Consider the following 26045-nt stretch of genomic DNA (forward strand, 5'->3'; position numbering starts at 1 on the left):
GCGTCGGGCGCGTGGCAGCAGGATGATGAATAATGATCAAAAGCGGCCGGTTGAATGGTAAACTCGCGGCTACAACGCCATGCCCCTAGTGCCCCCCATTGAGAATGAGCACGATTTAAATGTCAGAAAAGCAATCCGTTAGCCAAAAAGAGCAGTACAACCTCAACAAATTGCAAAAGCGCCTGCGCCGCAACGTGGGCGAAGCGATCGCCGATTTCAATATGATTGAAGAAGGCGACCGCATCATGGTCTGTCTGTCCGGCGGTAAAGACAGCTACACCATGCTGGAGATCCTGCGCAATCTGCAGCAGAGCGCGCCGGTCAACTTCTCCCTGGTGGCGGTGAACCTCGATCAGAAGCAGCCCGGCTTCCCGGAGCATATTCTGCCCGCCTACCTGGAAAGCCTGGGGGTGGAGTACAAGATCGTCGAAGAGAACACCTACAGCATCGTTAAAGACAAGATCCCGGAAGGCAAAACCACCTGTTCACTGTGCTCGCGCCTGCGCCGCGGCATTTTGTACCGCACCGCCACCGAACTGGGTGCCACCAAGATCGCGCTGGGCCACCACCGCGACGACATTCTGCAGACGCTGTTCCTCAACATGTTCTACGGCGGCAAGATGAAAGGCATGCCGCCCAAGCTGATGAGCGACGACGGCAAGCACGTGGTGATCCGCCCGCTGGCCTACTGCCGCGAGAAAGACATCGAACGCTTCTCGATCGCCAAGGAATTCCCAATCATCCCATGCAACCTGTGCGGCTCGCAGCCTAACCTGCAGCGCCAGGTGATCGGCGATATGCTGCGCGACTGGGACAAGCGTTACCCTGGCCGGTTGGAAACCATGTTCAGCGCCATGCAAAACGTGGTGCCTTCGCACCTGAGCGACATCAATCTGTTCGATTTCAAAGGCATTCACCACGGTAGCGCCGTGGTGGACGGCGGCGATTTGGCCTTCGATCGCGAAGACATCCCGATGCAGCCCGTCGGTTGGCAGCCGGAAGATTCGGACGACGCGGTGCCTGCGCCAGAGCGTTTGAACGTGCTGGAAATCAAATAAGCCCCTCTCGCCGCTTGCCCTCTGCAAGCGGCGACATTCCCCTCTCTCGACGATCTCGATCCTGTTCACAGTTTGCGCAAAATTTACTGGGCGGTGCCGTTTTTACCCTATACTGTTTATTTATACAGTCATATGGAGATCGCGCAATGAATATCACCCCCTGCCTGTCCCACGTCTCGCTGGGCTCCAACGATTTCGAGGCCGCCGCCGCCTTTTACGATCGCACGCTGGCCGCCTTGGGTTGCCGACGCGTGCTGGAGCATCCCGGCGCCATCGGTTACGGCCGCGACTATCCGGAGTTTTGGCTGCAGGTGCCGATCGACGGCCGGCCGGCCTCGCCCGGCAACGGCACGCACGTCGGTTTTTTCGCCACCAGCAAGCAACAGGTGGATGAATTCCATCGCCAGGCGCTGCTGGCCGGCGCCGCCGATGAAGGCGCGCCCGGCTCGCGGCCGCACTACGGCGAGGCTTACTACGGCTGCTTTGTCCGTGATTTGGATGGGCACAAGATTGAAGCCAGCTTCTGGGATGAAAGCGCAGCCTGAAGAAAAGAGGAATGCCGAATAAAAAAATGCCGGTGATTAAACCGGCATTGTACGAATCAAATGTGCTATGCAGTAATTCAAAAATAAGAAAGTAAGACAATTATGGAGCGCAACGCCCATCGCTTGACGTTGCATTCACCTGCGAGAGAGATCATGCCCCATTTCCCCCGGCTAAATGTTGATATTGCTCAATGTTAACCGGGTTTTCGTCATTTTTGCCTACAGCCAGCGGCTGCGCTTCAGCCACCAGGCGACGCCAAGCACCAACCCGCCCAGCATCAGGCAAAACGCCGCAAAACCGAGAGGATTGCCGCCGCCCGGAATGCCGCCAAGGTTGACCCCGAACAACCCGGTCAGGAAGGTGGTAGGCAGAAATACCATCGCCAACAATGACATGGTGTAAGTGCGGCGGTTCATCGCATCGGCCATCACCGTGGTGATTTCGTCGGACAAGATGGCGGTGCGCGCGATGCTGCCGTCCAGATCGTCCAATCCCCGCCCCAGGCGATCGGCGATGTCCTGCATGCGGCGGCGATCGTCGTCGCTCATCCACGGCAGGCGGTCGCTGGCCAGCCGCGCGAAGACGTCGCGCTGCGGCGCCATATAGCGGCGCAGCACGATCAGCTGTTTACGGATCAGCGCCAGCTGGCCGCGCTCCGGCACCTGCTGCTCCAGCAAAGCGTCCTCCAGATCGATGATCTTGTCGTGCAGATCTTCGATAAATTCGCTGGTGTGATCGGTCAACGCATCGGAAATTTCCACCAGCCAGCTGCCGCTGTTGGTCGGCCCGGCGCCGCTTTGCAGATCGTTCACCACCTGATCGATGGAATACACCTTGCGGTGTCGGGTAGAGACAATCAGTTTATCGGTGATGTACACGCGAATGGTGACCAGCTGGTCCGGCCGGGAATTGGCGTTGAAGTTGATGCTGCGCAGGGTGATCATGGTGCCTTCGCCCTGGCGGCTGACGCGCGGCCGTGAGCTTTCGCCGGAGAGCGCTTCGCGCACCGAGTCCGGCAGCAGCGGCGTGGTGCTCAGCCATTCGGCGCTGGCCGGGTGCGCGTAATCAAGATGCAGCCAGCACGGCGCGTCGCAGGTGATCTTGTCACCCTGCTCGATCGGCGTGACGCCGCCCTTGCCGTCCAGCTGGTAGGCGTAAACCGCATCGGCGATCTGCAGCTCGCTCCCCTCAATCACATCCATTCATTTATCCCCTCAGTCTTGCTTATGTTGCTGAGTCTAGCGTTAACGCCTTGGAGATCAAAGGCCAAGCTGTAACGCCAGTTTTCACGTTGTCCCGCAAGCGTGGTCTATACTTCTGCCGCAAGGAACGCAAGACAGCCCGAGAGGAGACTCGCATGTTACAAATCAGCGCCGCGGATATTTTGAAAATCGTCTTACCGACCGTCATTACGCTGTTTATCGCCGTCGTCAAAACCCCTTTTCGCATTCGGCGGGAAAACCGCGATAAGCTGCTGAACCTGCTCGAATCCGTCGAGAAGCGCCAGAGCGCCCCCATACGCCTGTTGCGATTTCGCGACTATCTCGGCAACAGCAGCGCCGGCCTTACTGCGCTGCAGCTGCTGCTGGCATTGCCGGACAGCGTAGCCGCGCTGGAGCGCTATCGCTTCACCGCAGGCCGACAGCAGATCCTGCGCACTGCGCCCGACGGTTTCGTTTTGCGGCCAAACGCCAATAACGCCTTCAAACGTTTCCTGCTTTCCTGTCGCCATTTTTTGCTGTATCTGCTGTTCGTCACGCTGCTGGTACTACTCCCCGCGTTGACTCAATGGGGACTGCAACAGTTAGGGGTATTGATTACGCCCCAGTCACTCAGCTATCTGCCTAATGCGCGCATCACCGACGGCTGGCAGCTGCTGTTCCCCGGCTTATTATTTATTATCATTATGTTCAGCCTGGCATACCTGACCTTCAGACAGCTGGCACGCGCGGGTAACCTCAGCTCGGAACGCGCCTTTTATCGCTACTACCAACGAGCGCGTGAGGAACAACGATGCCGGGAAGTCCTGAGACAAATGCGCACTGCGCTGCGCCGAGCCTGACGAGAATGCGCTGCCTGCGGTGCATCGCAATGGCCGCCCTGCTGCTGTTCGGCCAATCGGTTCGTGCAGAGCCGGTGTTGGAGCGCCTCGCCACGCCCTATCGCGCGCCGACGGCGGCCGGTTCCCTGCCTTATTTTGTCGCTCACGCTCAATCCCCCCAGCCGCGTAACGCACTGGTGGTGATGCACGGCCATCCACGCGACGCCGCCAGGACGTTGCAAGCGGCGATCGACGCCGCGCAGGGAGCAGGAGACAGCAGCTTGCTGGTCGCCCCGCTGTTTCAGGTACCGGTAAAACTCGCCGCCCACTGCCATTCCGCCGGTCTGCCCCAGCCGCAAGACGGCGACGCCCTGTGGCGCTGCGGCTCCTGGATCGAGGGCGGCTTGGATAATGGCGGGAAGACCGGTTCGTTCAACGCCATGGATAACCTGCTGGCCGATCTGAAACGGCGCTGGCCGTCGCTGCAGTCGATAACCGTGGCCGGTTTTTCCGCCGGCGCCCAGTTCGTGCAGCATTATGTCGGCTTTGCCCAGCCGCCACGCGGAGTGCGTCTGCGCTATGTGGTGGCCGATCCCGGCAGCTGGCTCTATTTTGATCGCCTGCGCCCTCTGCCCACCAGTTGGGGAAACTGCAGCAGTGAAGAAACCTGCCGTTTTCGCTGGCAAACGCTGGACGCCGGCCATTGTCCGCAGGCCAACCGATGGAAATACGGTCTGGAAGCGTTTCCCGCTCACCTGCAGCGCACCGCCGACGCGGCTCGTCGGCGTTACGCCGCCGCCGATATCACCTATCTGGCCGCCGCCGAGGATACCGGCGCCGCGCCGGGCGCCTACTATCGGATACTCGACAAATCCTGCGCCGCCCAGTTGCAGGGCCCCTATCGATTGCAGCGCGCCCTGGCCTACGCCGACTACGATCGGCATTACCTGGCGCCGGAGAAGCCGCATCGGTTAACGATCGTTCCCGGCTGCGGGCACAACGTCGCCTGCGTATTTTCCGCCCCGGCGGCCAGGCAGGCGCTTTTCCCCATTAATGCAGACTAATAATAACGGCAATGAAATAAACCTTTGCCGACAAATCAGGCAATATCGCCGATAAAGCGCTGGCAATGCCGTTATTATTATGACTTAACATATTGCTATCATTTTTAATTCAAAATGATAATAATAAATCAACACAAAGCTGTTTCAGCGCAAATTTTAGGGGCATATACTTTTCTCACTACGAGGAGGTAGTTATGTTACGCGACCATTTAAAAATAAACGCCAGCGATACGCTGGAAAAAATCAGCAATATCCATTTGCAAAACCAGGGCCAGGAAGAGATCAGTGAGTTTGTGGTGAAAAACGCCGCCGGCCTGCAGATTGGCAAGGTCTCCGTCCACGATCGTTTCAGCACCCGACGCTCGTACCCCACCAGTTACCGCATCACTCAAACCGACATGAACGGCCGGGTGGTGGTGGATGCCATGCGGGACTGTCTATAAGCGTAACCACTCTCTGAAATAGCGAAAATACTGTGATGATGGTAACCCTGTTTATTATTAAACGGGGTTTATCGCGTGGAATAATTAATTATCTTCTTAGTTTCATCGTCGAAAAAATAAAGCCCCCGCATCAAGCGAGGGCGATAATTAAAGCGACTCAGTGTTTGATGATATACATCGTCTGGCTGTAGGCCACGTCTTCCGGATTGGTGATCGGGTAGCCTTTTACCCACGGTTTGATCAGGCGGCCGTTGGTGTACTGGTAAATCGGCGCGATCGGCGCCTGATCGGCAATGATCTGCTCCATCTTGTTGTAATCGGCGGTCACCGCCGCCGGATTGGTTTCCCGCCCCGCCTGCGCCAGCAGCTTGTCGTAGTCCGCGTTCTTGAACTTGGCGATGTTGCCGCTGTGGGTCGAGGTCAGCAGCGACAGGAAGGTCGACGCTTCGTTATAGTCACCTACCCAGGAGGCGCGGATCACGTCGAAATTGCCGGTGTTGCGGCTGTCGATGTAGGTTTTCCATTCCTGGTTCTGCAGCTTGACGTCAATCCCCAGCTTCTTCTTCCACATCGAGGCCACGGCGATGGCGATCTTCTGGTGGCTTTCCGAGGTGTTATACAGCAGCGTCAGCTTCAGCGGGTTGTTCGGGCCGTAACCGGCCGCCTGCAGCAACGCCTTGGCCTGCGCGTCCAACTCCGCCTGTGATTGCTGTTGCAGCAAGCTCACTTCCGGTTTAAACCCGGCCGTCACGTCCGGCGTGAAGTGATAGGCCGGTTTTTCGCCGGTGCCCAGCACTTTTTCGGCGATAATCTTGCGATCGATGGCATAGGACAAGGCCTGGCGCACCCGCACGTCGTTGGTCGGCGCGCGCTGGGTGTTGAACGCGTAGTAATAGGTGCCGAGCTGATCCGGTGTGTACACCTGCCCCGGAATGTCTTTCAGCAGCTTCTGATACATGTTTTTCGGGAAGGATTCGGTGATATCGATGTCACCTGCCAGGTAACGCTTGGTGGCGTTGGATTCCTGGTTGATGGGTACGAAGGTCACTTTGGTCAGCACGGTATGCGCATGATCCCAGTAATGATCGTTAGGCGTCAGCACCAGCTTCTCGTTCACCACCCGCTCCTGCAGTTTGAACGCGCCGTTGCCCACCAGATTGCCGACCTTGGTCCAGTCGTTGCCGTATTTTTCCACCACTGCCTGATTCACCGGGAACAGGCTGAAGTTGGCCGTCAGGCTGACGAAGTACGGCACCGGTTTGTCCAGCTGCACTTTTAGCGTGTAGTTGTCCGGCGCCGACACGCCCAAGCGATCGGCCGGCAATTTGCCGCTGATGATCTGCTCGGCGTTCTGGATCCCCGCCAGCTGCGCGAACCAGGCGAATGGCGACAGGTTTTTCGGCTCGACCAGCCGCTGCCAGCTGTAGACGAAATCCTTCGCCGTGACAGGGTCACCGTTTGACCACTGCGCGTCTTTACGCAGATGGAAAATGTAAGTCTGGTTGTCGCTGGTCTGCCAACGCGCGGCCACGCCGGGGATCACTTTACCGTTGGCGTCCTGATTGACCAGCCCTTCGAACAGATCGCGCGCCAGCTGGGCCTCCGGCAAGCCTACCGCTTTGATCGGATCGAGCGAGGCCGGCTCGTCTTTAATGTGGCGCACGATTTCCTGTTTGGCCGCCAGCGCGGTGCCCGGGGGAACCTGCGCCGCCATGGCGCTGCTCATACAGGCACCGATCGCCGCCGCGCAAAGCGCCAAACGAAAACCTCGTTGCATTTTTCTTCCCGTCATTATGATGTTCCCCCGTTAACCATCTGAATTTTTTATCATATAGCACAAGATCCGTCCGGCCTAGCGCTCACGGCCGAGAAGTTGCAAAAAGTGCGATTCAGGCGATAAAAAAACCCGTGCGGCGCAGGGCGGCACGGGCGGTGTTTGCAGCGGCGACCGTCAGTCGTACAGGTGGATGCTGTTGATGCGGTAGCTGAACTCTTCGCCTTCTTCTTCATCGAACACGGTGAAAAAGCCTTTCTCGGCCAGCGGACGGGCCGAAATATCGGTTTTTTGCAGCTGGCGCGCGTCGGCATCGTCGTAGCCGTAATCGAGGTAGAAGGCATCTTTCTGGTAATCGATATGCAGGGTGAACGGATAGTTCGATTCATCCCCGCGCCCGTCGTCGTTTTTCACCACGCCGAACCACTCCCCCTGGCGGATCTGGTTTTCAGCGTCCACGCCGCACAGCAGCGTGATGGTGTCATTTTCATTTTCGCTATAGCTGGCGATGATTCTGGCTACTGGCATGTTAAATCCTCTTGCGGGTGATTGGCTTAGCACTGCCGTTAGTATAACAACAGCGTCAGGCCAGGTGCGGTTTAATTGGCGTTTTCGCCGCCGCCGCGTCACAGATCGCGCAAACGCCGCACAATTGCGATGGGAAAGATGTCTCAAAGCGTAATACACTGAATAAAATGACAATGACTCTCGACCTTTAATCCAGGGACAACACCATGACCGAACATCGACCACGCAGTGAACGTGGCCAGTTGGCCATCGCAGGAGAGAACTACGGCAGCTCGCTGCTGGGCGCGCCGCTGCTCTATTTCCCGGCGGCGATGATCAGTCCGCAGACCGGGCTGATCATCGCCGGAACCCACGGCGATGAGAGCGCCGCCATCGTGACCCTGTCCTGCGCGCTGCGCAGCATCGCGCCCGAGCAACTGCGTCACCACGTGGTGCTGGCGGTCAACCCCGACGGCTGCCAGCTGGGGCTGCGCGCCAATGCCAACGGCGTCGATCTGAACCGCAACTTCCCGGCCGCCAACTGGCGCTCCGGCGACACCGTCTACCGCTGGAACAGCGCGGCGCCGGTGCGCGACGTCAAGCTCTCCACCGGCGGGCGCCCCGGTTCCGAACCGGAAACCCAGGCGCTGTGTCACCTGATCCATCGCCTGAAGCCCCACTGGGTGGTATCGTTCCATGAGCCGCTGGCCTGCATCGAAGATCCCGCCAGCTCGCGGCTCGGCGTTTGGCTGGCGCACAAGTTCGAACTACCACTGGTGACCAGCGTCGGTTATGAAACGCCCGGTTCGTTCGGCAGCTGGTGCGCGGATCTGTCGCTGCCGTGCATCACCGCCGAATTCCCGCCGATCTCCGCCGATGCCGCCAGCGAGCGCTACATCGACGCGATGACCGAGCTGCTGACCTACCCGAATTAATCCTTACGGGGCGATATCGACGATCGCCCCGCATTCGAACGCCAGGCCCGGTTCGACGTCCCGCGCCAGCCAGGTCGGGCCGTCCAGATCGACGAAGCGCGCCGCCGGCGCCAGCGGCAAGGCGGCGGATATCGCCCGCGACGTGCACAACATGCAGCCGAGCATGATGGCGAACCCTTGTTCGCGCGCGGCCTGCGCCAGCGCCAACGCTTCGGTCAAGCCGCCGGTTTTGTCCAGTTTGATATTGATCATCTGATAGCGCTGCGCCAGCCGCGGCAGATCGGCGCGGGTGTGGCAGCTTTCATCGGCGCAGATCGGCAGCGGATGAATAAAGTGCTCCAGCGCGGCGTCGTCACCGGCCGGCAGCGGCTGCTCCAGCATCGCCACGCCGAGATCGGCCAGCAGCTGGCAGCGCGCCGCCAGCCCTTCCGCCTGCCAGGACTCATTGGCGTCGACGATCAGCGTCGCCTGCGGCACCGCAGCGCGGATCGCCACCAGTCGTTCGCTGATATAGTGATCGTCGAGTTTGATCTTCAGCAGCGTGGCGCCCTGCTGCTCCAGTTCACGCGCGGCGAAGGCCATCGCTTCCGGCGTGCCGATGCTGACGGTCTGCGCCATACGGATATGCGCCGGTGCCGCCACGCCGCTGCGCTGCCACAGGCTCTGCCCGTGCAGGCGGCACTCCAGATCCCACAGTGCCGAATCCAGCGCGTTGCGGGCGGCGCCCGCCGGCATCTGCGCCAGCAGCTGCTCGCGGGTTATGCCTTGTGCGATCGCCGGCGCCATCTCTGCCAGCTGCGCCATCACCGATTCCTCGCTCTCGCCGTAACGCGGGTACGGCGTGCATTCACCGGTGCCGCGCACGCCCTGCTGTTCGATCTCGACCACCACCACCCGGGCTTCGGTGCGGCTGCCGCGCGCAATCACGAAGGCGGTATGCAGCGGCCAGGCTTCCGGGTAAAAACGCATGTCTCTCATAACGGCTCCTGAGCGAAAACTGCGCATTCAGCCAGGCTGATGCGCCGGTGATGTTTTATAGAACAGCCTAATATATACAACTATTTAGCAAACTTTGATATCCAATCCGCCCCGGTTGTCATAAACTGGCGCCAGGGTGTGAACCTGATGTTAAATGCCGTTGCCGGTGCGCCGTTTCATCAGGTTCATACCCTTTGTATAAACACCTGTAAAAGGAATCTAGCAATGACTCAGACAGTACATTTTCAAGGCAATCCGGTCAGCGTAGCGGGCAAACTGCCACAGCAGGGCGAACAAGCCAAGGCCTTCTCACTGGTTGCCAAAGACCTGTCAGACGTAGCGCTGAGCAGCTTCGCGGGTAAACGCAAAGTCCTGAACATCTTCCCAAGCATCGATACCGGCGTCTGCGCGACGTCGGTGCGTAAATTCAACCAGTTGGCCAGCGGCCTGGATAACACCGTGGTGCTGTGCATCTCCGCCGATCTGCCGTTCGCGCAGTCTCGCTTCTGCGGCGCAGAAGGCCTGAGCAACGTGGTCACCCTGTCCACCCTGCGCGGCGCCGAGTTCAAGCAGGCGTACGGCGTCGAAATCGCCGAAGGCCCGTTGGCGGGCCTGACCGCGCGTGCAGTCGTGGTGCTGGATGGCCAGGACAACGTGCTGTACAGCGAGCTGGTGAACGAAATCACCACCGAGCCGGACTACGACGCGGCGCTGGCTGCGCTGAAATAACAAAGCCGGCGAACGCCGGCTTTGGATACCCATTAAAGGCGCCGCAAGGCGCCTTTCTTATTCTTCGCCCTCGGCGCCGCCTTTGCGGCTGCTCAGGCCATACTCGCGCAGCTTGTTGGCGATGGCGGTGTGGGAAACGCCCAGGCGCTTCGCCAGCTTGCGGGTGCTGGGATAGGTGCGATACAGACGCGTCAGCACCGAGCGCTCGAAACGCTTGCTGATGTCGTCCAGCGAGCCGTCCAGCACCTCGTCGCCCAGCGACATCTCCACCTCGAACTCCGGCAACACGATATCCTGCGGCCGCAGTTCGTAGCCTTCGGTTTGCGTCAGCGCGCGGTAGATGGCGTTTTTCAACTGGCGCACGTTGCCCGGCCAGCCGTACTTGCTGAGGAAACCGCCCAAATCGCTCGCCAGCTTGGGCCGCGCCACGCCCTGCTCATCGGCGAAGCGCGCCACGAACAGCTCGGTCAGCGGCATGATGTCCTGCGGACGTTCGCGCAGCGGCGGGATGGTGATGGTCAGCACGTTGAGGCGATAATAGAGATCTTCGCGGAATTCGCCGCGCTGCACCAGCTCGGTGAGGTTTTTCTGGGTGGCGCAGATCACGCGTACGTCGACGTGCACCTCATGCTCTTCGCCGACCCGGCGGAAGGTGCCGTCGTTGAGGAAACGCAGCAATTTAGTCTGCATGCGCGGCGACATTTCGCCGATCTCATCCAGCAGCACCGAGCCGCCGTTGGCCTGCTCGAAGAAGCCCTTCTTGCCTTCCAGCGCGTTGGGATAAGCGCCCGGCGCATGGCCGAACAGCTCGCTCTCCACCACGTCATCCGGCAGTGCGGCGCAGTTCAGCGCCAGGAACGGCTGTTTGCCGCGCGGGCTGCGCAAATGGCAGGCGCGAGCCAGAATATCCTTGCCGGTGCCGGTATCGCCGACGATCAGCAGCGGCGCATCGAGCATCGCCAACTTGCGCGCCTGCTCCAGCACGTGACGCATCTTGGCGCTTACCGCGACGATGTGGTCGAATTCGGTATCGTCGTTCACCGACAGATTTTGCAGCTGGCGGCCCATGCGCGCGGTGGACTTCAGCATCACCACCGCGCCGACCGCGGCCGGCTGCTGCTGTTCGTCTTCCAGATAGATGGGCGTGATGTCCATCAGGAAGTCCTGGCTGCGGATCACTACCCGCTCGGAGTGCGGCGCCGTATGCTCGCTCTCCAGCCAGCGGCTGAAGTTATAGCCGCCGATCAGCGCCCCGGCGGTCTGGTTGCGGATCTTGTCTTCGTTCAGGCTGAACAGCGCCTGCGCCGCCGGGTTGGCCAGCTCGACCTTGCCCTTCATGTCGATCGAGAACACCGGTTCCGGCATCGATTCCAGCAGCGCACGCAGCGCGCGATGCTCGCGTTCGGAAGGCATAAAGCTGACGGTGCGCACGTCGGTCACGCCGGCGATGCGGCGGATCTCCGCCATCAGCGCGCGGAAAGTATCGAAATCCAGCTGGGAGAAATTGAGGTAAATGCGGCCGATGGGATCGATCTCGATGCCACGTAAGTCAATGCTGCGCGATACCAAAAGATCGAGTAATTCTCGAGTGAGACCGAGGCGGTCTTCGCAAAATACTTCCAAACGCATCAGTGTTGGCCTTATCTCTGCAGGTGCGGGGATCGTTGACGATGATGATACTCCCTCGCACCGGGCGGTAGAAGCGATCTGTCAGCAAAAGTTGACAGAACTCTGATTTATTGCCGTGGTTGCTGATTTTAAACGCAAGCGAATAACAGCATCGGCGTCATTTTAGACTACAAACAGAGAGTTATCACAACCAGAATTAATTTTGCAGAGATTTATCACGCACTCGCAGGGGGATCGACTGTCGTCAAGTCTCGATTACGTCCGGCGTCGGCGCCATTGAGAAAGCGGCGCTCCTGAGAACGCCGTGCGAGATTATTTGGCCTTGCCGTCGCTCTTTTTCAGCGTGTCTTTCAACTGGCCGATCAGCTGGCTGCGGAAATCGCCAAGCTTCGGCTTTTCCCCTTCCAGCCACGGCAGCGGGCGGCACAGTTCCATCGCCTTAATGCCCAGCCGCGCGGTCAACAAGCCGGCGCCGATGCCCTGCGCCGCGCGCGCCGACAGCCGCGCCGCCAGATCCTGCGACATCCAGTCCATGCCCACTTCGCGCACCAGCTCGGAAGCGCCGGCGAAGGCGATGTTCAACAGCACCAGCCGGAACAGACGAATGCGGCTGAAGTAGCCCAGCTCGATGCCGTACAACGCGGCGATACGGTTGATCAAACGGATGTTGCGCCAGGCGATAAACGCCATATCCACCAGCGCCAACGGGCTGACGGCGATCATCAGCGTCGATTCGGCGGCGGAGCGGCTGATTTCGCGCCGCGCCTGGTTGTCGAGCACCGGCTGCACCAGTTTGGCGTACAGCTCCACCACTTCACGATCGTTTTGCGTTTCATGCAGCGAGGCCTGCCAGCGCTGCAGCGCCGGATGCCCCTGATCCAGCCCGGCCTGACGCGCCAGCTTCTCGCAGAATTCGCGCCCCTGGCCCAGCCCGTGGCTGTGCAACAGCTCGCGCGCCACGTCGCGCTCTTCCGCGCGCTGGCGCAGCCGATACAAACGCCGCCACTCGGTGACCACCGAACCGACGCCGGCGAACACGATCAGGCCGCCGGCCACGCCGCCGCCCATGGCGATCCAGTCCTGCTGCACCCAGGCGGTATGCACCCACTGCACGCCCTGCGCCACCACGCTGACGCCGAACAGCGCCAGGCCGGCGGTGACCATTTTGCGCCACAGGCTGCGTTTCGGTTTCAGCGCGGCGTTAATGATGCCTTCGGCGCGCCCTTCTTCCTCTTCCTGCTGCAGCTCCGGCGCCGCCGGGAAAAAGCTTTCCGCCTGTTCGGCATCGAACGCGACGCCGGCGCGCAACGCCGGCTCCTGCGGCGGCTGCAGCGGCTCGTCAAAATCGATACGCGGTTTGATCGGCTCGCTCATCGCAATTTGTCTCCCAATAAAAACTCCATCACCGCATCCAGACGGATGTGCGGCAACGGGCTGTCCACGCTCATGGCGCGTGGACGAAATTCATCGAAGTGGAACCCCTGGCTTTGCCAGAACGCCGGCCCCGGCAGGCGCGCGGGCACTTCGCCGGGGAACACCGTCAGCGGCGCGCCGTCGCCGAGGCGGTTGCCCTTCAGCGCCGGAATGCGTTGCCCCTGATGATCGACGATGCCGCTCTCGGTCGCCTGCACCGAGGCCAGGCCGACGCAATCCATGCTGATGCCCTCGAACGCCGCATTCTGCCACGCCTCCTGCACCAGCTGTTGCAGCAACGACACCAGATTGGCGTGCTGATCGGCGGTGATATGGTCCGCCTTGGTGGCGGCGAACATCAGTTTGTCGATGGTCGGCGAGAACAAGCGGCGAAACAGCGTGCGCTTGCCGTAATGGAAGCTCTGCATTAGCTGGGTCAGCGCCAGACGCATGTCGTTGAACGCCTGCGGGCCGCTGTTGAGCGGTTGCAGACAGTCGACCAGCACGATTTGCCGATCGAAACGGACGAAATGTTCTTTGTAGAAGTTTTTGACGATCGACTGGCAATAGTAGTTGAAGCGAGCGCGCAACATGCCGATGTTGGTGTGTTTGTCGGCCTGCGCCAGCTTCGATTCGCCGAACGCGGCCACGTCGGGCCACGGGAAAAACTGCAGCGCCGGCGCGCCGGCCATGTCGCCCGGCAGCACGAAACGCCCCGGCTGAATGAAGTGCAGCCCTTCGCTTTTGCAGCGCAGCAGATAATCGGTGTAGGCCTGGGCGATCGCCGCCAGGCGGTTTTCGTCGGCCGGAGCCAGCGGATCGCAAGCCTTGCACAGCTCAAGCCAGGGTTTGGCCCATTCTGCGCGTTCGCCCTTCAGCAGCCCGGCCATCTGGCGCGACCAAGCCAGGTAATCCTGCTCGAGCATCGGCAGATCCAGCAACCATTCACCGGGATAATCGACGATCTCCAGGTACAGCGTGGAGGTGTCTTTGAAGTGGCGCAGCAGCGAGTCGTTGGAGCGGTAGCGCAGCGCCAGACGAATTTCGCTGACGCCGCGCGTCGGCGTCGGCCAGGCCGGCGGCGTGCCGTACAGCTGCGCCAGCCCTTCGTCATAGGTGAAACGCTGGATGCCGAGATCGCGCTGCGGAATGCGTTTGACGCCCAGCAGGCGCTCTTCGCGCGCCGGTGAAAACAGCGGCATGCGCGCGCCGCTGTGCACATGCAGCAGTTGGTTGACGAAGGCGGTGATAAAGGCGGTTTTGCCGCTGCGGCTCAGGCCGGTCACCGCCAGGCGCAGATGGCGATCCATTCCGCGGTTGACCAGCGAGGTTAACTCATTTTGCAGTCGTTTCATTGCTCTCCTTGACGTAACGCCCGAATGCCTTGTTCAGGCCTTTACGGAACAGCGGTTCCAGCACCAGCGCCAGCACGAAGCGCACCGGTTTGCGGCCGACGGTCTTCAACAGCCAGCCGGCGGCGCCCGCCGGGCCATAGTTCAATAACGCTATGATGATGACTTTAGCCAATGTCTTCAACATTGCCGCCGCTCCTCGTTTAAATCCACCCGTTCTGGCGGTGTTCGCAACATCGATTTTATTCATGACAATGCCCTCCGGCACAAGACGATTAATTTTACATTCAACGGGATAACGGCGGCGAAGATGCCCGGCCTGCGCAGGCCGGGCATCGCAAGAAGGGTTACAGCTTGCGGAAACGGCTCTGCACGCCGAAGGTATCGGACGTTACGTAGCGCTCGACCTGACGCAGCTGCTGCTCGCCGCTGCCCAACTCATATTCCAGCTGATCGAGCAGCTGGCGCGGCGTCTTCTGATGCTCGCCTTCGAAACGGCTGGCCGGCGCTTCGTCCAACACGAACACCAGCGCGATATAGGCCACCAGCGTGAAGAAAAACAGCCCGAAGAACAGCGACAGCACCACCATCACGCGGATCAGGCGCACCGGCACGTCGAAATAGTGGGCCAACCCGGCGCAGACGCCTTTCACCATGCCTTCTTCGGGAACGCGATAAAGCTTTTTACTGCCCAGCGTCATGCTCATCAGGACTGTCTCCAGTTCGGGTGTTCCGCATCAAGGATCTCTTCCAGCGCCTGAATGCGTTCACGCATGCGTTTGGCGTCTTCCGCCAGCTGCGCCAGGCGCTGCATTTCTTGCTGACTCAGCTGGATGCCGGTCTGTTGCCGATTGCTGTAATGCAGCCAAAGCCAAATCGGCGCGACAAACAGCACGAAAATTGTCAGCGGAATGGCAAGTAATAAAGCACTCATTGTTATTCCTTCTTATCGGGTCCTGGATAGGCGGCCACCTCCGACGTGTGGCCGCGGTTCGCCTTACTCTGAGCGGTTCATCTTGGCTTTCAGCGCCGCCAGCTGCTCACTGATGGCGTCGTCGGCTTTCAGCTCGGCAAACTCTTGGTCCAGCGACTTCTTTTTACCGATGCTGATGCTTTCCGCTTCGGCTTCCATATGGTCGATGCGGCGCTCGAACTGTTCGAAACGCGCCATCGCTTCATCCAGCTTGCCGCTGTCGAGCTGGCGGCGCACTTCACGGGAAGAAGACGCGGCCTGATGACGCAGCGCCAGCGCCTGCTGCCGCGCGCGGGTTTCGGTCAGCTTGTTTTCCAGCTCGCCGATTTCGCTCTTCATGCGCGCCAGCGTTTCTTCTACGGTCGCCACTTCTTGCGTCAGCGTGGCGATCAGATCGGCCACCTTTTGTTTTTCGATCAGCGCCGCACGGGCCAAATCTTCTTTATCTTTGCGCAGCGCCAGTTCGGCTTTTTCCTGCCAGTCGCCTACCTGGCTTTCGCCCTGTTCGATGCGACGCAGCAGCTGCTTTTTCTCCGCCAGCGCACGCGCCGACGTAGAGCGAACTTCAACCAGCGTGTCTTCCATCTCTTGGATCATCAACCGCACCAGCTTCTGCGGATCTTCCGCCTTGTCCAGCAGGGTGTTGATGTTGGCGTTCACGATGTCGGCAAAACGAGAAAAAATACCCATAATTCACTTCCTCTTGATTCTGATGGCGTCTGAAGCGCCGCGTTAAGTCGTACAGCTTGCCTGAAGATATAATCAAAACCCGTGCCAACTTTTATGTCATTGATAAATAATGGATATTATTTTTTGACTCTCTGCGCGCTTGCTGTAGAGTGATTATTTTCACCAAACATTGGCGAATTTCATCATGAACGAGCAGCCAGAGAATTTGTTGGGCGAGGCAAACGCCTTTGTCGACGTATTGGAGCAAGTCTCCCAGGTGGCAAAGCTGAACAAACCGGTGCTGGTGATCGGCGAGCGCGGTACCGGCAAGGAGCTGATCGCCCACCGCCTGCACTACCTTTCCAACCGCTGGCAAGGGCCGTTCATCTCGCTCAACTGCGCGGCGCTGAATGAAAACCTGCTGGATTCCGAACTGTTCGGCCACGAAGCCGGCGCCTTTACCGGCGCGCAGAAACGCCATCTGGGGCGCTTCGAGCGCGCCGATGGCGGCACGCTGTTCCTCGATGAGCTGGCGACCGCGCCGATGCTGGTGCAGGAGAAGCTGCTGCGGGTGATCGAATACGGTCAGCTGGAGCGCGTGGGTGGCAGCCAGCCGCTGCGGGTGGATGTGCGCCTGGTGTGCGCCACCAACGACGATCTGCCGGCGCTGGCGGCGGCGGGCAAATTCCGCGCCGATCTGCTGGATCGGCTGGCGTTCGACGTGGTGCAGCTGCCGCCGCTGCGCCAACGGCGGCCCGATATCATGCTGCTGGCCGAGCATTTCGCCATTCAAATGTGCCGCGAACTGGCGCTGCCGCTGTTTCCCGGCTTTACCGAACGCGCCAGGCAAACGTTGCTCGAATATGGCTGGCCGGGCAACGTGCGTGAACTGAAAAACGTGGTCGAACGTTCGGTCTATCGTCATGACGACAGCGACAGCCCGCTTGACGAAATCATCATCAACCCGTTTGCGCCGCGTGAGGCGGCGCCGGTCGCGCCCGCCCCTGAAGGCGTCGGCGCATTACCGGCGCTGCCGCTGGATTTGAAAAACTGGCAGTTGGAGCAGGAGAAGGTATTGATCGAAACGGCTCTGCAGCAGGGGCGTTTCAATCAGCGCAAGGCGGCGCAGCTGCTGGGGCTCACCTATCATCAGCTGCGCGGCATGCTGAAAAAACATGCGCTGCTGCAAAACGGCGAAGCGGACGAGGAATAACAGGCAAAAAAAAAGCCAGCACCCGAGCTGGCTTAAAAAACACTGGAAGCAATGTGAGCAATGTCGTGCCTTCCACATCAGAGCCGCAAACTGTGGCCTTCCGTGAACTGCCAGGCGATGATAATAGTTATCAGTATCGTCTGTAAAGCACTTTGTTGAGAATTTTTCTCATTTCCACACGAAGATTGCGCAATTACCACTCAGGGAACGGGTCAGCCATGTCCAGCCAGTAGTCCACGCCGGCGGCCATTTCATCGTCGCTCAGCAGGCATTCGTCCAGCAAACGCACGATCGTCGCCTGCTGCAGATGCTGGCCGATAAACACCAGCTCCTGGCGCATGTCGCCGAACGGCTCCACCCATTTTTCCTGAATGTGCGCCCGCGCTTCGGGATCCTGCGGCCAGTTCTTTTGCGGGATGGCGCGCCAAAAGGTGCCCGCGAGACCGTAGTGGGCGATGCCGCCGGCCTGGCTCCACTGCCCGGCCTGCCGCGGCCGCGTCGCCAGCCAGAAAAAGCCTTTCGAGCGCAGCAGCTTGCCGCCGCCCCAATCGCCGTTGATCACGCGGTAAAACTTGTCAGGCGCAAACGGCCGCCGCGCCTGATAGACGAAGCTGCTGATGCCGTAGTTTTCCGTTTCCGGCACGTGTTCGCCGCGCAGCTCTTTCAGCCAGCCGGGCGCCTGCTGCGCCTTTTCAAAGCTGAAGCTGCCGGTATTCAGCACCGCCTCCAGCGGCAGCTTACCCGGCGCGATCGGCACAATGCGGGCATCGGGGTTCAGGCTGGCCAACAGCGCCATCACTTCGCCCTGCTGGGCTGGCGTCAACAGATCGGTCTTGCTGACCAGCATCACGTCGCAAAATTCAATTTGCTCAATCAACAGATCCGCCACGCTGCGCAGATCGTCCTCGCCCAGGCTTTGGCCGGCCTCTTGCAGGCTTTGCGCCCGCTGGTACTGCTGGATGAAATTCACCCCGTCGACCACCGTCACCAGAGTATCCAGCCGGGCGAACTGCGACAGGCTTTCCCCTTGTTCATCCTCGAAGGTAAAGGTTTCCGCCACCGGCAGCGGCTCGGAGATGCCGCTCGATTCGATCAGCAGGTAATCGAAACGCCCGTCCTGCGCCAGCTCACGCACCGATACCAGCAGGTCTTCGCGCAGCGTGCAGCAAATGCAGCCGTTGCTCATCTCCACCAGCTTCTCTTCCTGGCGATCGAGATGCACGGCATTTTCCACCAGCGCGGCGTCGATGTTCACTTCGCTCATGTCGTTGACGATCACCGCCACGCGCATGCCCTGCCGGTTGTTCAGGATGTGGTTCAGCACCGTGGTCTTGCCGGCGCCGAGAAAGCCGGAAAGCACGGTCACGGGAAGTTGTTTCATGGGAGCCTCATTAAAATTCATTGCGTAATGCCTGATAGCCGCGCACCAGCTCGACGTTGGTGGCGGCCACTTCTTCCGAAAACTGCAGCGCGCCGCGATCGACCTGGCGATAGCGCGACAGCTCGCTGTCCGGCCCTACGCGCTCGGTCGAGGGGATATAGCGGTTTTCCGGCAGCGTCACGCCGTCCACCACCGCGTTGTAACGCACCACGCAGCCGGACTGGATGTGGCAGTTGAACAGCACGCTGTTGAAACCGATAAACACCCGATCGTCGATGCGACACGGGCCGTGGACAATGGCGCGGTGGGCGATCGAGCTGTAACGGCCAATGATGACCGCCGCCCCGCTCTTGGAGTGGATCACCACGCCGTCCTGAATATTGGAGTGCGAGCCGATGACGATCGGCTCCATGTCGCCGGCAGCGTTCAACTCGTCGGCGCGGATCACCGCATACGGGCCGACGTAGACGAAATCTTCGACGATCACCCGGCCGCAGATAATGGCGGTGGGATCGATGTAGGCCAGCGGCGAGACCTGCGGCAGGTGGCCGCTGGGATTTTTACGCAGCATGATTTTCTCCCCGCCAGCTCAGCTCAGCCACCGCATTGTGGGCATGCAAGCTCTCCTGATGCTCGACGCGCAGCGAGAAGGCGCGGTAATCGCACTGGCTGCGCAGCATGCGATACAGACGGCGCGCCGCGTCCTCGCAAAACATCAGGTTCTGACCGTTGGCCAGCGCGAAGGCCTGCTCGTCGCGGCGTTTCACCAGCGTTTGTACCGGCGTGCCCAGCGCGTGTTCGATGCGGTCGATCAATTTCACCGGTTCGAACGCCCGTTCATTCTCGGGCGTCACAGTGACCCAGGCCCAGCTGCGCTGGCTGTGAGGGGTGGCCGGCATTCCCTGCTCCAACAGCCACTCGCTCACCTGCCGTTGGCTGATCCGCTCCGCCGCCTGTTCAAAATCAAACTGAAACTGTTGCTGCGCCAGCTGGCGGCTGAGCGCCGCCGAACTCGGACAGGTGGAGGAGTAAGGCACGCCGACGGTCAGCGCCAGCGTCAGCCTGTTCGTCAGGGTGGCCTCGATGCGCAGCGGGTAAGCCTTCCAGCCGCGCTGCGGCGACAGCAACGCCGGGCGCGACAGCAGCAGCTCGCCGCTGAGCGTCAGGCTGGCGCGATCGCTGTGTTCCGGCTGCGAATCCAGAAAGGCCTGCAGCGTTCGGCAGAGGCGCTGCGGCGTCAGCTCGCCCTGCGTCAATTCGTCCAGCGCCAGATACAGCCGCGACATGTGAATGCCGCGTTCGCCCGCCGCTTCGGCGCGCAGGTTGATGCCGGCGTCGACCTTGGCCATCAGTGGCTTGCCGGCCAGCTCCAGCGGCAGCGCGATCCCTTGCATCCCGACCCAATCGAGCCCGACATCACTCATTTCGCCGCGCCATGCCTGAGCGTCCGGCAGCGAACGGCGTGGTGGAAGTGCAACTTCGTTCATACATCCCCTTGCGTTATTGTGACTTTGCCGGGGAACGGTATCATGATTTTGTTATGTTATAACATATCAAATAAGATTTTTTTCACGATCGCGAACGACCTGATTAATCAAGTCGCAGAAAACTCAGTGATTTTGCTCAATGGATTGGGCTGCCGGTCAGAGTGCGATACACTAACGCTATTGCTGATTAACCCATGAGCCTCTATGCGTGGTTTACCCCTTTGGATAGTGTCGTTGTGCTTTACCGGCTCCGCCCTGGCCACAACAACACCGCCCGCGCCCGCCGCGGCGCCGCTGCCGGACATTCGCCAGAGCGGCTTTGTCTATTGCGTCAGCGGCATACTGAATACCTTCAACCCGCAAATGGCCAGCAGCGGCCTGACGGTGGATACCCTGGCCGCCCAGCTGTACGATCGCCTGCTGGATGTCGATCCCTACACCTACCGGCTGATCCCCGAGCTGGCGCAAAGCTGGGAAGTGCTGGACAACGGCGCCACCTACCGCTTCCATCTGCGCAAGGACGTGCCGTTCCAGACCACCGCCTGGTTCACGCCCACCCGCAAGATGAACGCCGACGACGTGGTGTTCAGCTTCGCGCGCGTATTTGACCAAAAACACCCGTATCACGACGTCAACGGCGGCGAATACCCCTATTTCGACAGCCTGCAGTTCGGCGATTCGGTGCAGAGCGTGAGAAAGCTCGACGACTACACGGTGGAGATCCGCCTGCAGTCGCCGGACGCCTCGTTCCTGTGGCACCTGGCGACCCACTACGCGCCGGTGCTGTCCGCCGAGTACGCCGACACGCTGACGCGCGAAGGCCATCAGGAGCTGATCGACCGCGAACCGGTCGGCAGCGGCCCGTTCCTGCTCAACGAATACCGCTCGGGGCAATATATTCGCCTGGCGCGCAACGCCGCCTACTGGAAAGGCCTGCCGCGCATGCCGCAGGTGGTGATCGATCTGGGCGCCGGCGGCACCGGCCGCCTCTCCAAATTGCTGACCGGCGAGTGCGACGTGCTGGCCTATCCGGCGGCGAGCCAGCTGTCTATCCTGCGCGACGATCCGCGCCTGCGCCTGACGCTGCGCCCGGGGATGAACATCGCCTATCTGGCGTTCAACACCCGCAAGCCGCCGCTCGACAACCTCAACGTGCGCCAGGCGATCTCGCTGGCGATCAACAACCAGCGGTTGATGCAATCGATCTATTACGGCACGGCGGAAACCGCCGCCTCGATCCTGCCGCGCGCCTCCTGGGCCTACGACAACGACGCGCACGTCACCGAGTACGATCCGGCCAAATCGCGCGAAATGCTGCGGCAGGCCGGCGTCGGCCAGCTGAACCTGAAGCTGTGGGTGCCGACCGCCTCGCAGTCTTACAACCCGAGCCCGCTGAAGACCGCCGAGCTGATCCAGGCCGATCTCGGCCAGGTGGGCATCAACGTCACCATTGTGCCGGTGGAAGGCCGTTTCCAGGAAGCGCGCCTGATGGAGATGAACCACGATCTGACCCTGACCGGCTGGGCCACCGACAGCAACGACCCGGACAGCTTCTTCCGGCCGCTGCTGAGCTGCGCGGCAATCCGTTCGCAAACCAACTATGCTCACTGGTGTGACCCGGGCTTCGACGAGGTGCTGCAGAACGCGCTGCTGTCGCAGCAGCTGTCTCAGCGCATCGACAACTACCGCAAGGCGCAGAAGATCCTCGAGCAGCAATTGCCGGTGCTGCCGCTGGCCTCTTCCCTGCGGCTGCAGGCCTACCGCTACGACATCAAGGGATTGGTGCTGAGCCCGTTCGGCAACGCCTCGTTCGCCGGGGTGTACCGTGAATCCGCGCCGGAGGTGAAAAAGTGATTATCTTTACCCTGCGCCGCATTCTGCTGCTGCTGATCACGCTGTTCTTCCTGACGCTGGTCAGCTTCAGCCTGAGCTATTTCACGCCGCGCGCGCCGCTGAACGGCGCCGCCCTGCTGGACGCCTATCAGTTCTACTTCGTCAGCCTGCTGCACTGGGACTTCGGCGTCTCCAGCATCAACGGCCAGGCGATCAGCGAACAGCTGCGTGAAGTGTTCCCGGCCACCATGGAACTGTGCCTGCTGGCCTTCGCCCTGGCGCTGTTTATCGGCATTCCGCTGGGCATCATCGCCGGCGTGCTGCGCGGCAAGTGGCAGGACACCGCCATCAGCACCTTCGCGCTGCTGGGCTTTTCGATGCCGGTGTTCTGGCTGGCGCTGCTGCTGATGCTGTTCTTCTCGCTGCATCTGGGCTGGCTGCCGGTATCCGGCCGTTTCGATCTGCTGTATCAGGTGAAGCCGATCACCGGTTTCGCGCTGATCGACGCCTGGCTGTCGGACTCGCCGTACCGCGCCGAGATGATCGGCAGCGCCCTGCGCCACATGATCCTGCCGATCGCCGCGCTGGCGGTGGCGCCCACCACCGAAGTGGTGCGCCTGATGCGCATCAGCACCGACGACGTGCTGAGCCAAAACTACATCAAGGCCGCCGCCACCCGCGGTCTGTCGCGCTTCACCATCATTCGCCGCCACGTGTTGCACAACGCGCTGCCGCCGATCGTGCCCAAGCTGGGGCTGCAGTTCTCCACCATGCTCACGCTGGCGATGATCACCGAAGTGGTGTTCAGCTGGCCGGGCCTCGGCCGCTGGCTGATCAACGCCATTCGCCAGCAGGACTATGCGGCGATCTCCGCCGGCGTCATGGTGGTCGGCACGCTGGTGATCACCATTAACGTCCTGGCCGATATTCTGGGTGCGGCAACCAACCCGCTGAAACATAAGGAATGGTATGCCCTTCGATAACGTATACCGCGAGAAAAAAATGCCGAGCCCGCTGCGCTACACCTGGCGGATTTTCTACGGCGACGCGCTGGCGATGATCGGTTTTTACGGGGTGATCGCCCTGCTGCTGCTGTCGCTGTTCGGCAGCCTGCTGGCGCCCTACGCGCTGGATCAGCAGTTCCTCGGCTATCAGCTGCTGCCGCCGTCCTGGTCGCGCTACGGCAACGTGTCGTTCTTTCTCGGCACCGACGATCTCGGGCGCGACATCCTCAGCCGCCTGTTGACCGGCACTGCCGCCACCTTCGGCTCGGCGCTGGCGGTAACGCTGGCCGCAGCGTTCTGCGGAGTGATCCTCGGCGTGTTCGCCGGCGTCACCCACGGGCTGCGCTCGGCGGTGCTCAACCACATCCTCGATACCCTGCTGTCCATTCCCTCGCTGCTGCTGGCGATCGTGGTGGTGGCGTTTATCGGCCCCAAACTTGAACACGCCATGCTGGCGGTGTGGCTCGCCTTGCTGCCGCGCATGGTGCGCACCATCTACAGCGCGGTGCACGACGAGCTGGAGAAAGAGTACGTGGTGGCGGCGCGGCTCGACGGCGCTTCCACGCTGCAGATCCTGTGGTACGCCGTCATGCCGAACATCGCCGCGGTGCTGGTGACCGAGTTCACCCGCGCGTTGTCGATGGCCATTTTGGACATCGCCGCACTCGGCTTCCTCGATCTCGGCGCGCAGCTGCCTTCGCCGGAATGGGGAGCGATGCTCGGCGATTCGCTCGAGCTGGTGTACGTCGCCCCCTGGACGGTGATGCTGCCCGGCGCGGCCATCCTCGTCAGCGTGCTGCTGGTTAACCTGTTAGGCGACGGTATGCGCCGCGCAATCAATGCCGGGGTGGAATAATGCCGTTACTCGATATCCGCAATCTGACGATTGAATTTATGACCGCCGAAGGGCCGGTCAAGGCGGTCGATCGCGTCAGCATGACGCTGACCGAGGGCGAGGTGCGCGGCCTGGTGGGTGAATCGGGCTCCGGCAAGAGCCTGATCGCCAAGGCCATCTGCGGCGTAACCAAAGACAACTGGCGCGTCACCGCCGACCGTTTCCGCTTCGACGACATCGATCTGCTGCAGCTGAGCCCGCGCGAGCGGCGCAGGCTGGTGGGCCACAACGTCTCGATGATTTTCCAGGAGCCGCAGTCCTGTCTCGATCCTTCCGAGAGCATCGGCCGCCAGCTGGCGCAGGCGATCCCGGGCTGGACTTATAAAGGCCACTGGTGGCAGCGCTTCAACTGGCGCAAACGCCGCGCCATCGAATTGCTACACCGCGTCGGCATCAAGGATCACGACGACATCATGGGCAGCTTCCCGTACGAGCTGACCGAAGGCGAGTGTCAGAAAGTGATGATCGCCATCGCGCTGGCCAACCAGCCGCGCCTGCTGATCGCCGATGAGCCAACCAACGCCATGGAGCCGACCACCCAGGCGCAGATTTTCCGCCTGTTGGCGCGCCTCAATCAGAACAACAACACCACCATCCTGCTGATCAGCCATGATTTGCAGATGATGAGCAAATGGGCCGACCGGGTGAACGTGCTGTACTGCGGGCAAACGGTGGAAAGCGCCCAGTGCGAAGAGCTGCTGGCGGCACCGCACCACCCTTACACCCAGGCGCTGATCCGCGCCATGCCGGATTTTGGCCGCTCGCTGCCGCACAAGAGCCGGTTGAACACGCTGCCGGGCGCCATTCCTTCGCTGGAACACCTGCCGATCGGCTGCCGTCTGGGGCCGCGCTGCCCTTACGCGCAGAAGAAGTGTATCGAAACGCCGCGCCTGCGCCCGGTCAAAAACCACTTCTTCGCCTGCCACTTCCCGCTGAACATGGAGGAGCAATAACATGGAAACGCTGTTGGAAGTGCGCAACCTGAGCAAAACCTACCGCTACCGCACCGGGCTGTTCCGCCGTCAGCACGTCGAGGCGGTGAAATCCGTCAGCTTTACCCTGCGCGAAGGCCAGACGCTGGCGGTGATCGGCGAGAACGGCTCCGGCAAATCCACGCTGGCGAAGATGCTCTCCGGCATGGTGGAACCGACCGCCGGCGAACTGCTAATCGACGATCATCCGCTGGAATTCGGCGATTATCGCTATCGCAGCCAGCGCATTCGCATGATTTTTCAGGATCCGAGCACCTCGCTCAACCCGCGCCAGCGCATCGGCCAGCTGCTGGACGCGCCGCTGCGGCTGAACACCAGTCTGGAACCCGCCGAACGCGAGCAGCGCATCAACCAGACGCTGCGCCAGGTCGGCATGCTGCCGGATCACGCCTACTACTATCCGCACATGCTGGCTTCCGGGCAGAAACAGCGCGTCGCATTGGCGCGTGCGCTGATCCTGCAGCCGAAGGTAATCGTCGCCGATGAGGCGCTGGCCTCGCTGGACATGTCGATGCGCTCGCAAATCATCAACCTGATGCTGGAACTGCAGGAAAAACACGGTATTTCCTATATCTACGTCACTCAGCACCTCGGCATGATGAAGCATATCAGCGACCAGGTGTTGGTGATGCACGAAGGAGAAATCGTCGAACGCGGCAGCACCGCCGAGGTGTTGGCGGCGCCGCTGCACGAATTGACCAAGCGCCTTATCGCCAGCCATTTCGGCGAGGCGCTGACCGCCGACGCCTGGCGGCGCGACGGCGGCCGTTTTTGAGCCCCGTCCTGGCCTGCAATAAACCCGCTGCGGCGGGTTTTTTATTGCCGCACGCGCCTGCCGCTACGCCAGAAAACGCAAATACAAATTACATTCTTGTTATATATCCTTATATTTTATTCCTTTCAGTTATTGATTAGTCCGTAACATTATTTTATCTCGCCAGGGCGATCGGTGAGGATATCCCCTACGTTGAGCCTCTCATACGACAGGATATCGCACTGATGAACAGCCTTCGCCATCGCCGCCTCTCGCAGTTTCTGCTTACGCTGGCCGCCGGTTTCTCTGTTTACGGCCACGCGCTGTGCTGCGATGAGCTGCGCTGAATCCGCCTTCGCCCCGCCTGCGGGCATG

The 26045-nt window shown here is 60.8% G+C and carries 27 protein-coding genes; 13 read left to right on the forward strand and 14 right to left on the reverse strand.

Annotated features, from left to right (window positions below; translation table 11 throughout):
• Positions 1-119 precede the first annotated feature (119 nt).
• Both ttcA and ACJ8IN_RS06860 read left to right on the forward strand, forming a co-directional pair.
• The gene (gene ttcA, locus ACJ8IN_RS06855) at positions 120-1058 is read left to right on the forward strand and encodes a tRNA 2-thiocytidine(32) synthetase TtcA (RefSeq protein ID WP_033634672.1); all 939 of its coding nucleotides are present in this window, start codon (positions 120-122) and stop codon (positions 1056-1058) included.
• Between the two features lie 146 nt (positions 1059-1204).
• The gene (locus ACJ8IN_RS06860; protein WP_033634674.1) at positions 1205-1603 is read left to right on the forward strand and encodes a VOC family protein; all 399 of its coding nucleotides are present in this window, start codon (positions 1205-1207) and stop codon (positions 1601-1603) included.
• A 219-nt stretch (positions 1604-1822) separates the two neighbouring features.
• Here the strand turns inward: ACJ8IN_RS06860 and zntB are convergent, their stop codons facing one another.
• Entirely contained in the window at positions 1823-2806 is a 984-nt protein-coding gene (zntB, locus tag ACJ8IN_RS06865; protein ID WP_033653059.1) for a zinc transporter ZntB, read from the reverse strand.
• A gap of 155 nt (positions 2807-2961) precedes the next feature.
• Between zntB and ACJ8IN_RS06870 the strand changes: the two genes are divergently transcribed.
• The 3 genes from ACJ8IN_RS06870 to ACJ8IN_RS06880 all read left to right on the forward strand — a co-directional run bounded on the left by ACJ8IN_RS06870 (position 2962) and on the right by ACJ8IN_RS06880 (position 5152).
• A complete protein-coding gene (locus tag ACJ8IN_RS06870; RefSeq protein ID WP_060420929.1) occupies positions 2962-3666 on the forward strand; it encodes a hypothetical protein in 705 nt (234 codons plus the stop codon).
• A 5-nt stretch (positions 3667-3671) separates the two neighbouring features.
• Positions 3672-4709: a hypothetical protein gene (locus tag ACJ8IN_RS06875; protein ID WP_060420932.1), complete on the forward strand. Its 1038-nt coding sequence runs from the start codon at positions 3672-3674 to the stop codon at positions 4707-4709.
• A gap of 194 nt (positions 4710-4903) precedes the next feature.
• Positions 4904-5152 carry a hypothetical protein gene (locus ACJ8IN_RS06880; protein ID WP_033648443.1) on the forward strand — a complete coding sequence of 83 codons (249 nt, stop codon included), beginning with the start codon at positions 4904-4906 and terminating at the stop codon, positions 5150-5152.
• A 157-nt stretch (positions 5153-5309) separates the two neighbouring features.
• Here ACJ8IN_RS06880 and ACJ8IN_RS06885 read toward each other — a convergent pair whose 3' ends face one another.
• Both ACJ8IN_RS06885 and ACJ8IN_RS06890 read right to left on the reverse strand, forming a co-directional pair.
• Complete coding sequence (locus tag ACJ8IN_RS06885; protein ID WP_308325762.1) at positions 5310-6944, reverse strand: peptide ABC transporter substrate-binding protein; 1635 nt, start codon at positions 6942-6944, stop codon at positions 5310-5312.
• A gap of 159 nt (positions 6945-7103) precedes the next feature.
• The gene (locus ACJ8IN_RS06890; RefSeq protein WP_015378006.1) at positions 7104-7454 is read right to left on the reverse strand and encodes a hypothetical protein; all 351 of its coding nucleotides are present in this window, start codon (positions 7452-7454) and stop codon (positions 7104-7106) included.
• Positions 7455-7660: 206 nt separating this feature from the next.
• Between ACJ8IN_RS06890 and mpaA the strand changes: the two genes are divergently transcribed.
• Entirely contained in the window at positions 7661-8368 is a 708-nt protein-coding gene (gene mpaA, locus ACJ8IN_RS06895; RefSeq protein ID WP_060420939.1) for a murein tripeptide amidase MpaA, read from the forward strand.
• A 3-nt stretch (positions 8369-8371) separates the two neighbouring features.
• On the opposite strand, the gene ycjG is transcribed toward mpaA, so the two are convergent.
• On the reverse strand, positions 8372-9346 hold the full coding sequence (gene ycjG / locus ACJ8IN_RS06900; protein ID WP_060420942.1) for an L-Ala-D/L-Glu epimerase: 975 nt from the start codon (positions 9344-9346) through the stop codon (positions 8372-8374).
• Positions 9347-9571: 225 nt separating this feature from the next.
• Between ycjG and tpx the strand changes: the two genes are divergently transcribed.
• Positions 9572-10075: a thiol peroxidase gene (tpx, locus tag ACJ8IN_RS06905; protein ID WP_004930536.1), complete on the forward strand. Its 504-nt coding sequence runs from the start codon at positions 9572-9574 to the stop codon at positions 10073-10075.
• A 57-nt stretch (positions 10076-10132) separates the two neighbouring features.
• Here the strand turns inward: tpx and tyrR are convergent, their stop codons facing one another.
• From tyrR to pspA, 7 genes are all read right to left on the reverse strand, one after another.
• Complete coding sequence (gene tyrR, locus ACJ8IN_RS06910; RefSeq protein WP_038880356.1) at positions 10133-11704, reverse strand: transcriptional regulator TyrR; 1572 nt, start codon at positions 11702-11704, stop codon at positions 10133-10135.
• Positions 11705-12016: 312 nt separating this feature from the next.
• The gene (locus ACJ8IN_RS06915; protein ID WP_004930545.1) at positions 12017-13078 is read right to left on the reverse strand and encodes a YcjF family protein; all 1062 of its coding nucleotides are present in this window, start codon (positions 13076-13078) and stop codon (positions 12017-12019) included.
• On the reverse strand, positions 13075-14472 hold the full coding sequence (locus tag ACJ8IN_RS06920) for a YcjX family protein (protein ID WP_060420944.1): 1398 nt from the start codon (positions 14470-14472) through the stop codon (positions 13075-13077). The genes ACJ8IN_RS06915 and ACJ8IN_RS06920 overlap by 4 nt, the downstream gene beginning before the upstream one ends.
• Positions 14453-14719 carry a phage shock protein PspD gene (gene pspD / locus ACJ8IN_RS06925; RefSeq protein ID WP_031299672.1) on the reverse strand — a complete coding sequence of 89 codons (267 nt, stop codon included), beginning with the start codon at positions 14717-14719 and terminating at the stop codon, positions 14453-14455. Before pspD ends, ACJ8IN_RS06920 begins: the two co-directional genes overlap by 20 nt.
• 97 nt (positions 14720-14816) lie before the next feature.
• Positions 14817-15176: an envelope stress response membrane protein PspC gene (gene pspC / locus ACJ8IN_RS06930; protein ID WP_033643233.1), complete on the reverse strand. Its 360-nt coding sequence runs from the start codon at positions 15174-15176 to the stop codon at positions 14817-14819.
• Complete coding sequence (pspB, locus tag ACJ8IN_RS06935; protein ID WP_004930553.1) at positions 15176-15403, reverse strand: envelope stress response membrane protein PspB; 228 nt, start codon at positions 15401-15403, stop codon at positions 15176-15178. The genes pspC and pspB overlap by 1 nt, the downstream gene beginning before the upstream one ends.
• A gap of 63 nt (positions 15404-15466) precedes the next feature.
• Positions 15467-16132, reverse strand: a complete 666-nt coding sequence (gene pspA / locus ACJ8IN_RS06940; protein ID WP_033634686.1) for a phage shock protein PspA — start codon at positions 16130-16132, stop codon at positions 15467-15469.
• 184 nt (positions 16133-16316) lie between these two features.
• Here pspA and pspF point away from each other — a divergent pair, with 184 nt between their 5' ends.
• Positions 16317-17324 carry a phage shock protein operon transcriptional activator gene (gene pspF / locus ACJ8IN_RS06945; protein ID WP_060420947.1) on the forward strand — a complete coding sequence of 336 codons (1008 nt, stop codon included), beginning with the start codon at positions 16317-16319 and terminating at the stop codon, positions 17322-17324.
• Positions 17325-17517: 193 nt separating this feature from the next.
• Here pspF and zigA read toward each other — a convergent pair whose 3' ends face one another.
• The 3 genes from zigA to folE2 are packed head-to-tail and all read right to left on the reverse strand — an operon-like array spanning position 17518 to position 20192.
• On the reverse strand, positions 17518-18705 hold the full coding sequence (gene zigA / locus ACJ8IN_RS06950; protein WP_033648451.1) for a zinc metallochaperone GTPase ZigA: 1188 nt from the start codon (positions 18703-18705) through the stop codon (positions 17518-17520).
• Between the two features lie 10 nt (positions 18706-18715).
• Entirely contained in the window at positions 18716-19276 is a 561-nt protein-coding gene (locus ACJ8IN_RS06955) for a carbonate dehydratase (RefSeq protein ID WP_060420950.1), read from the reverse strand.
• On the reverse strand, positions 19266-20192 hold the full coding sequence (gene folE2, locus ACJ8IN_RS06960; RefSeq protein ID WP_041035291.1) for a GTP cyclohydrolase FolE2: 927 nt from the start codon (positions 20190-20192) through the stop codon (positions 19266-19268). Before folE2 ends, ACJ8IN_RS06955 begins: the two co-directional genes overlap by 11 nt.
• A gap of 204 nt (positions 20193-20396) precedes the next feature.
• Between folE2 and sapA the strand changes: the two genes are divergently transcribed.
• From sapA to sapF, 5 genes are read left to right on the forward strand one after another with little or no spacing between them, the layout of a single operon-like run.
• Positions 20397-22046: an ABC transporter substrate-binding protein SapA gene (sapA, locus tag ACJ8IN_RS06965; protein WP_033648454.1), complete on the forward strand. Its 1650-nt coding sequence runs from the start codon at positions 20397-20399 to the stop codon at positions 22044-22046.
• Positions 22043-23008: a putrescine export ABC transporter permease SapB gene (sapB, locus tag ACJ8IN_RS06970; protein WP_004930575.1), complete on the forward strand. Its 966-nt coding sequence runs from the start codon at positions 22043-22045 to the stop codon at positions 23006-23008. The genes sapA and sapB overlap by 4 nt, the downstream gene beginning before the upstream one ends.
• Complete coding sequence (gene sapC / locus ACJ8IN_RS06975; RefSeq protein ID WP_004930580.1) at positions 22995-23885, forward strand: putrescine export ABC transporter permease SapC; 891 nt, start codon at positions 22995-22997, stop codon at positions 23883-23885. The genes sapB and sapC overlap by 14 nt, the downstream gene beginning before the upstream one ends.
• Positions 23885-24877, forward strand: coding sequence for a putrescine export ABC transporter ATP-binding protein SapD (gene sapD / locus ACJ8IN_RS06980; RefSeq protein ID WP_004930587.1), 993 nt, complete (start codon positions 23885-23887; stop codon positions 24875-24877). The genes sapC and sapD overlap by 1 nt, the downstream gene beginning before the upstream one ends.
• Before the next feature lies 1 nt (position 24878).
• Positions 24879-25691: a putrescine export ABC transporter ATP-binding protein SapF gene (gene sapF / locus ACJ8IN_RS06985; RefSeq protein ID WP_033648455.1), complete on the forward strand. Its 813-nt coding sequence runs from the start codon at positions 24879-24881 to the stop codon at positions 25689-25691.
• Positions 25692-26045 lie beyond the last annotated feature (354 nt).

This window comes from Serratia sp. CY31944, from assembly GCF_052169175.1.
Lineage (GTDB): Bacteria > Pseudomonadota > Gammaproteobacteria > Enterobacterales > Enterobacteriaceae > Serratia > Serratia sarumanii.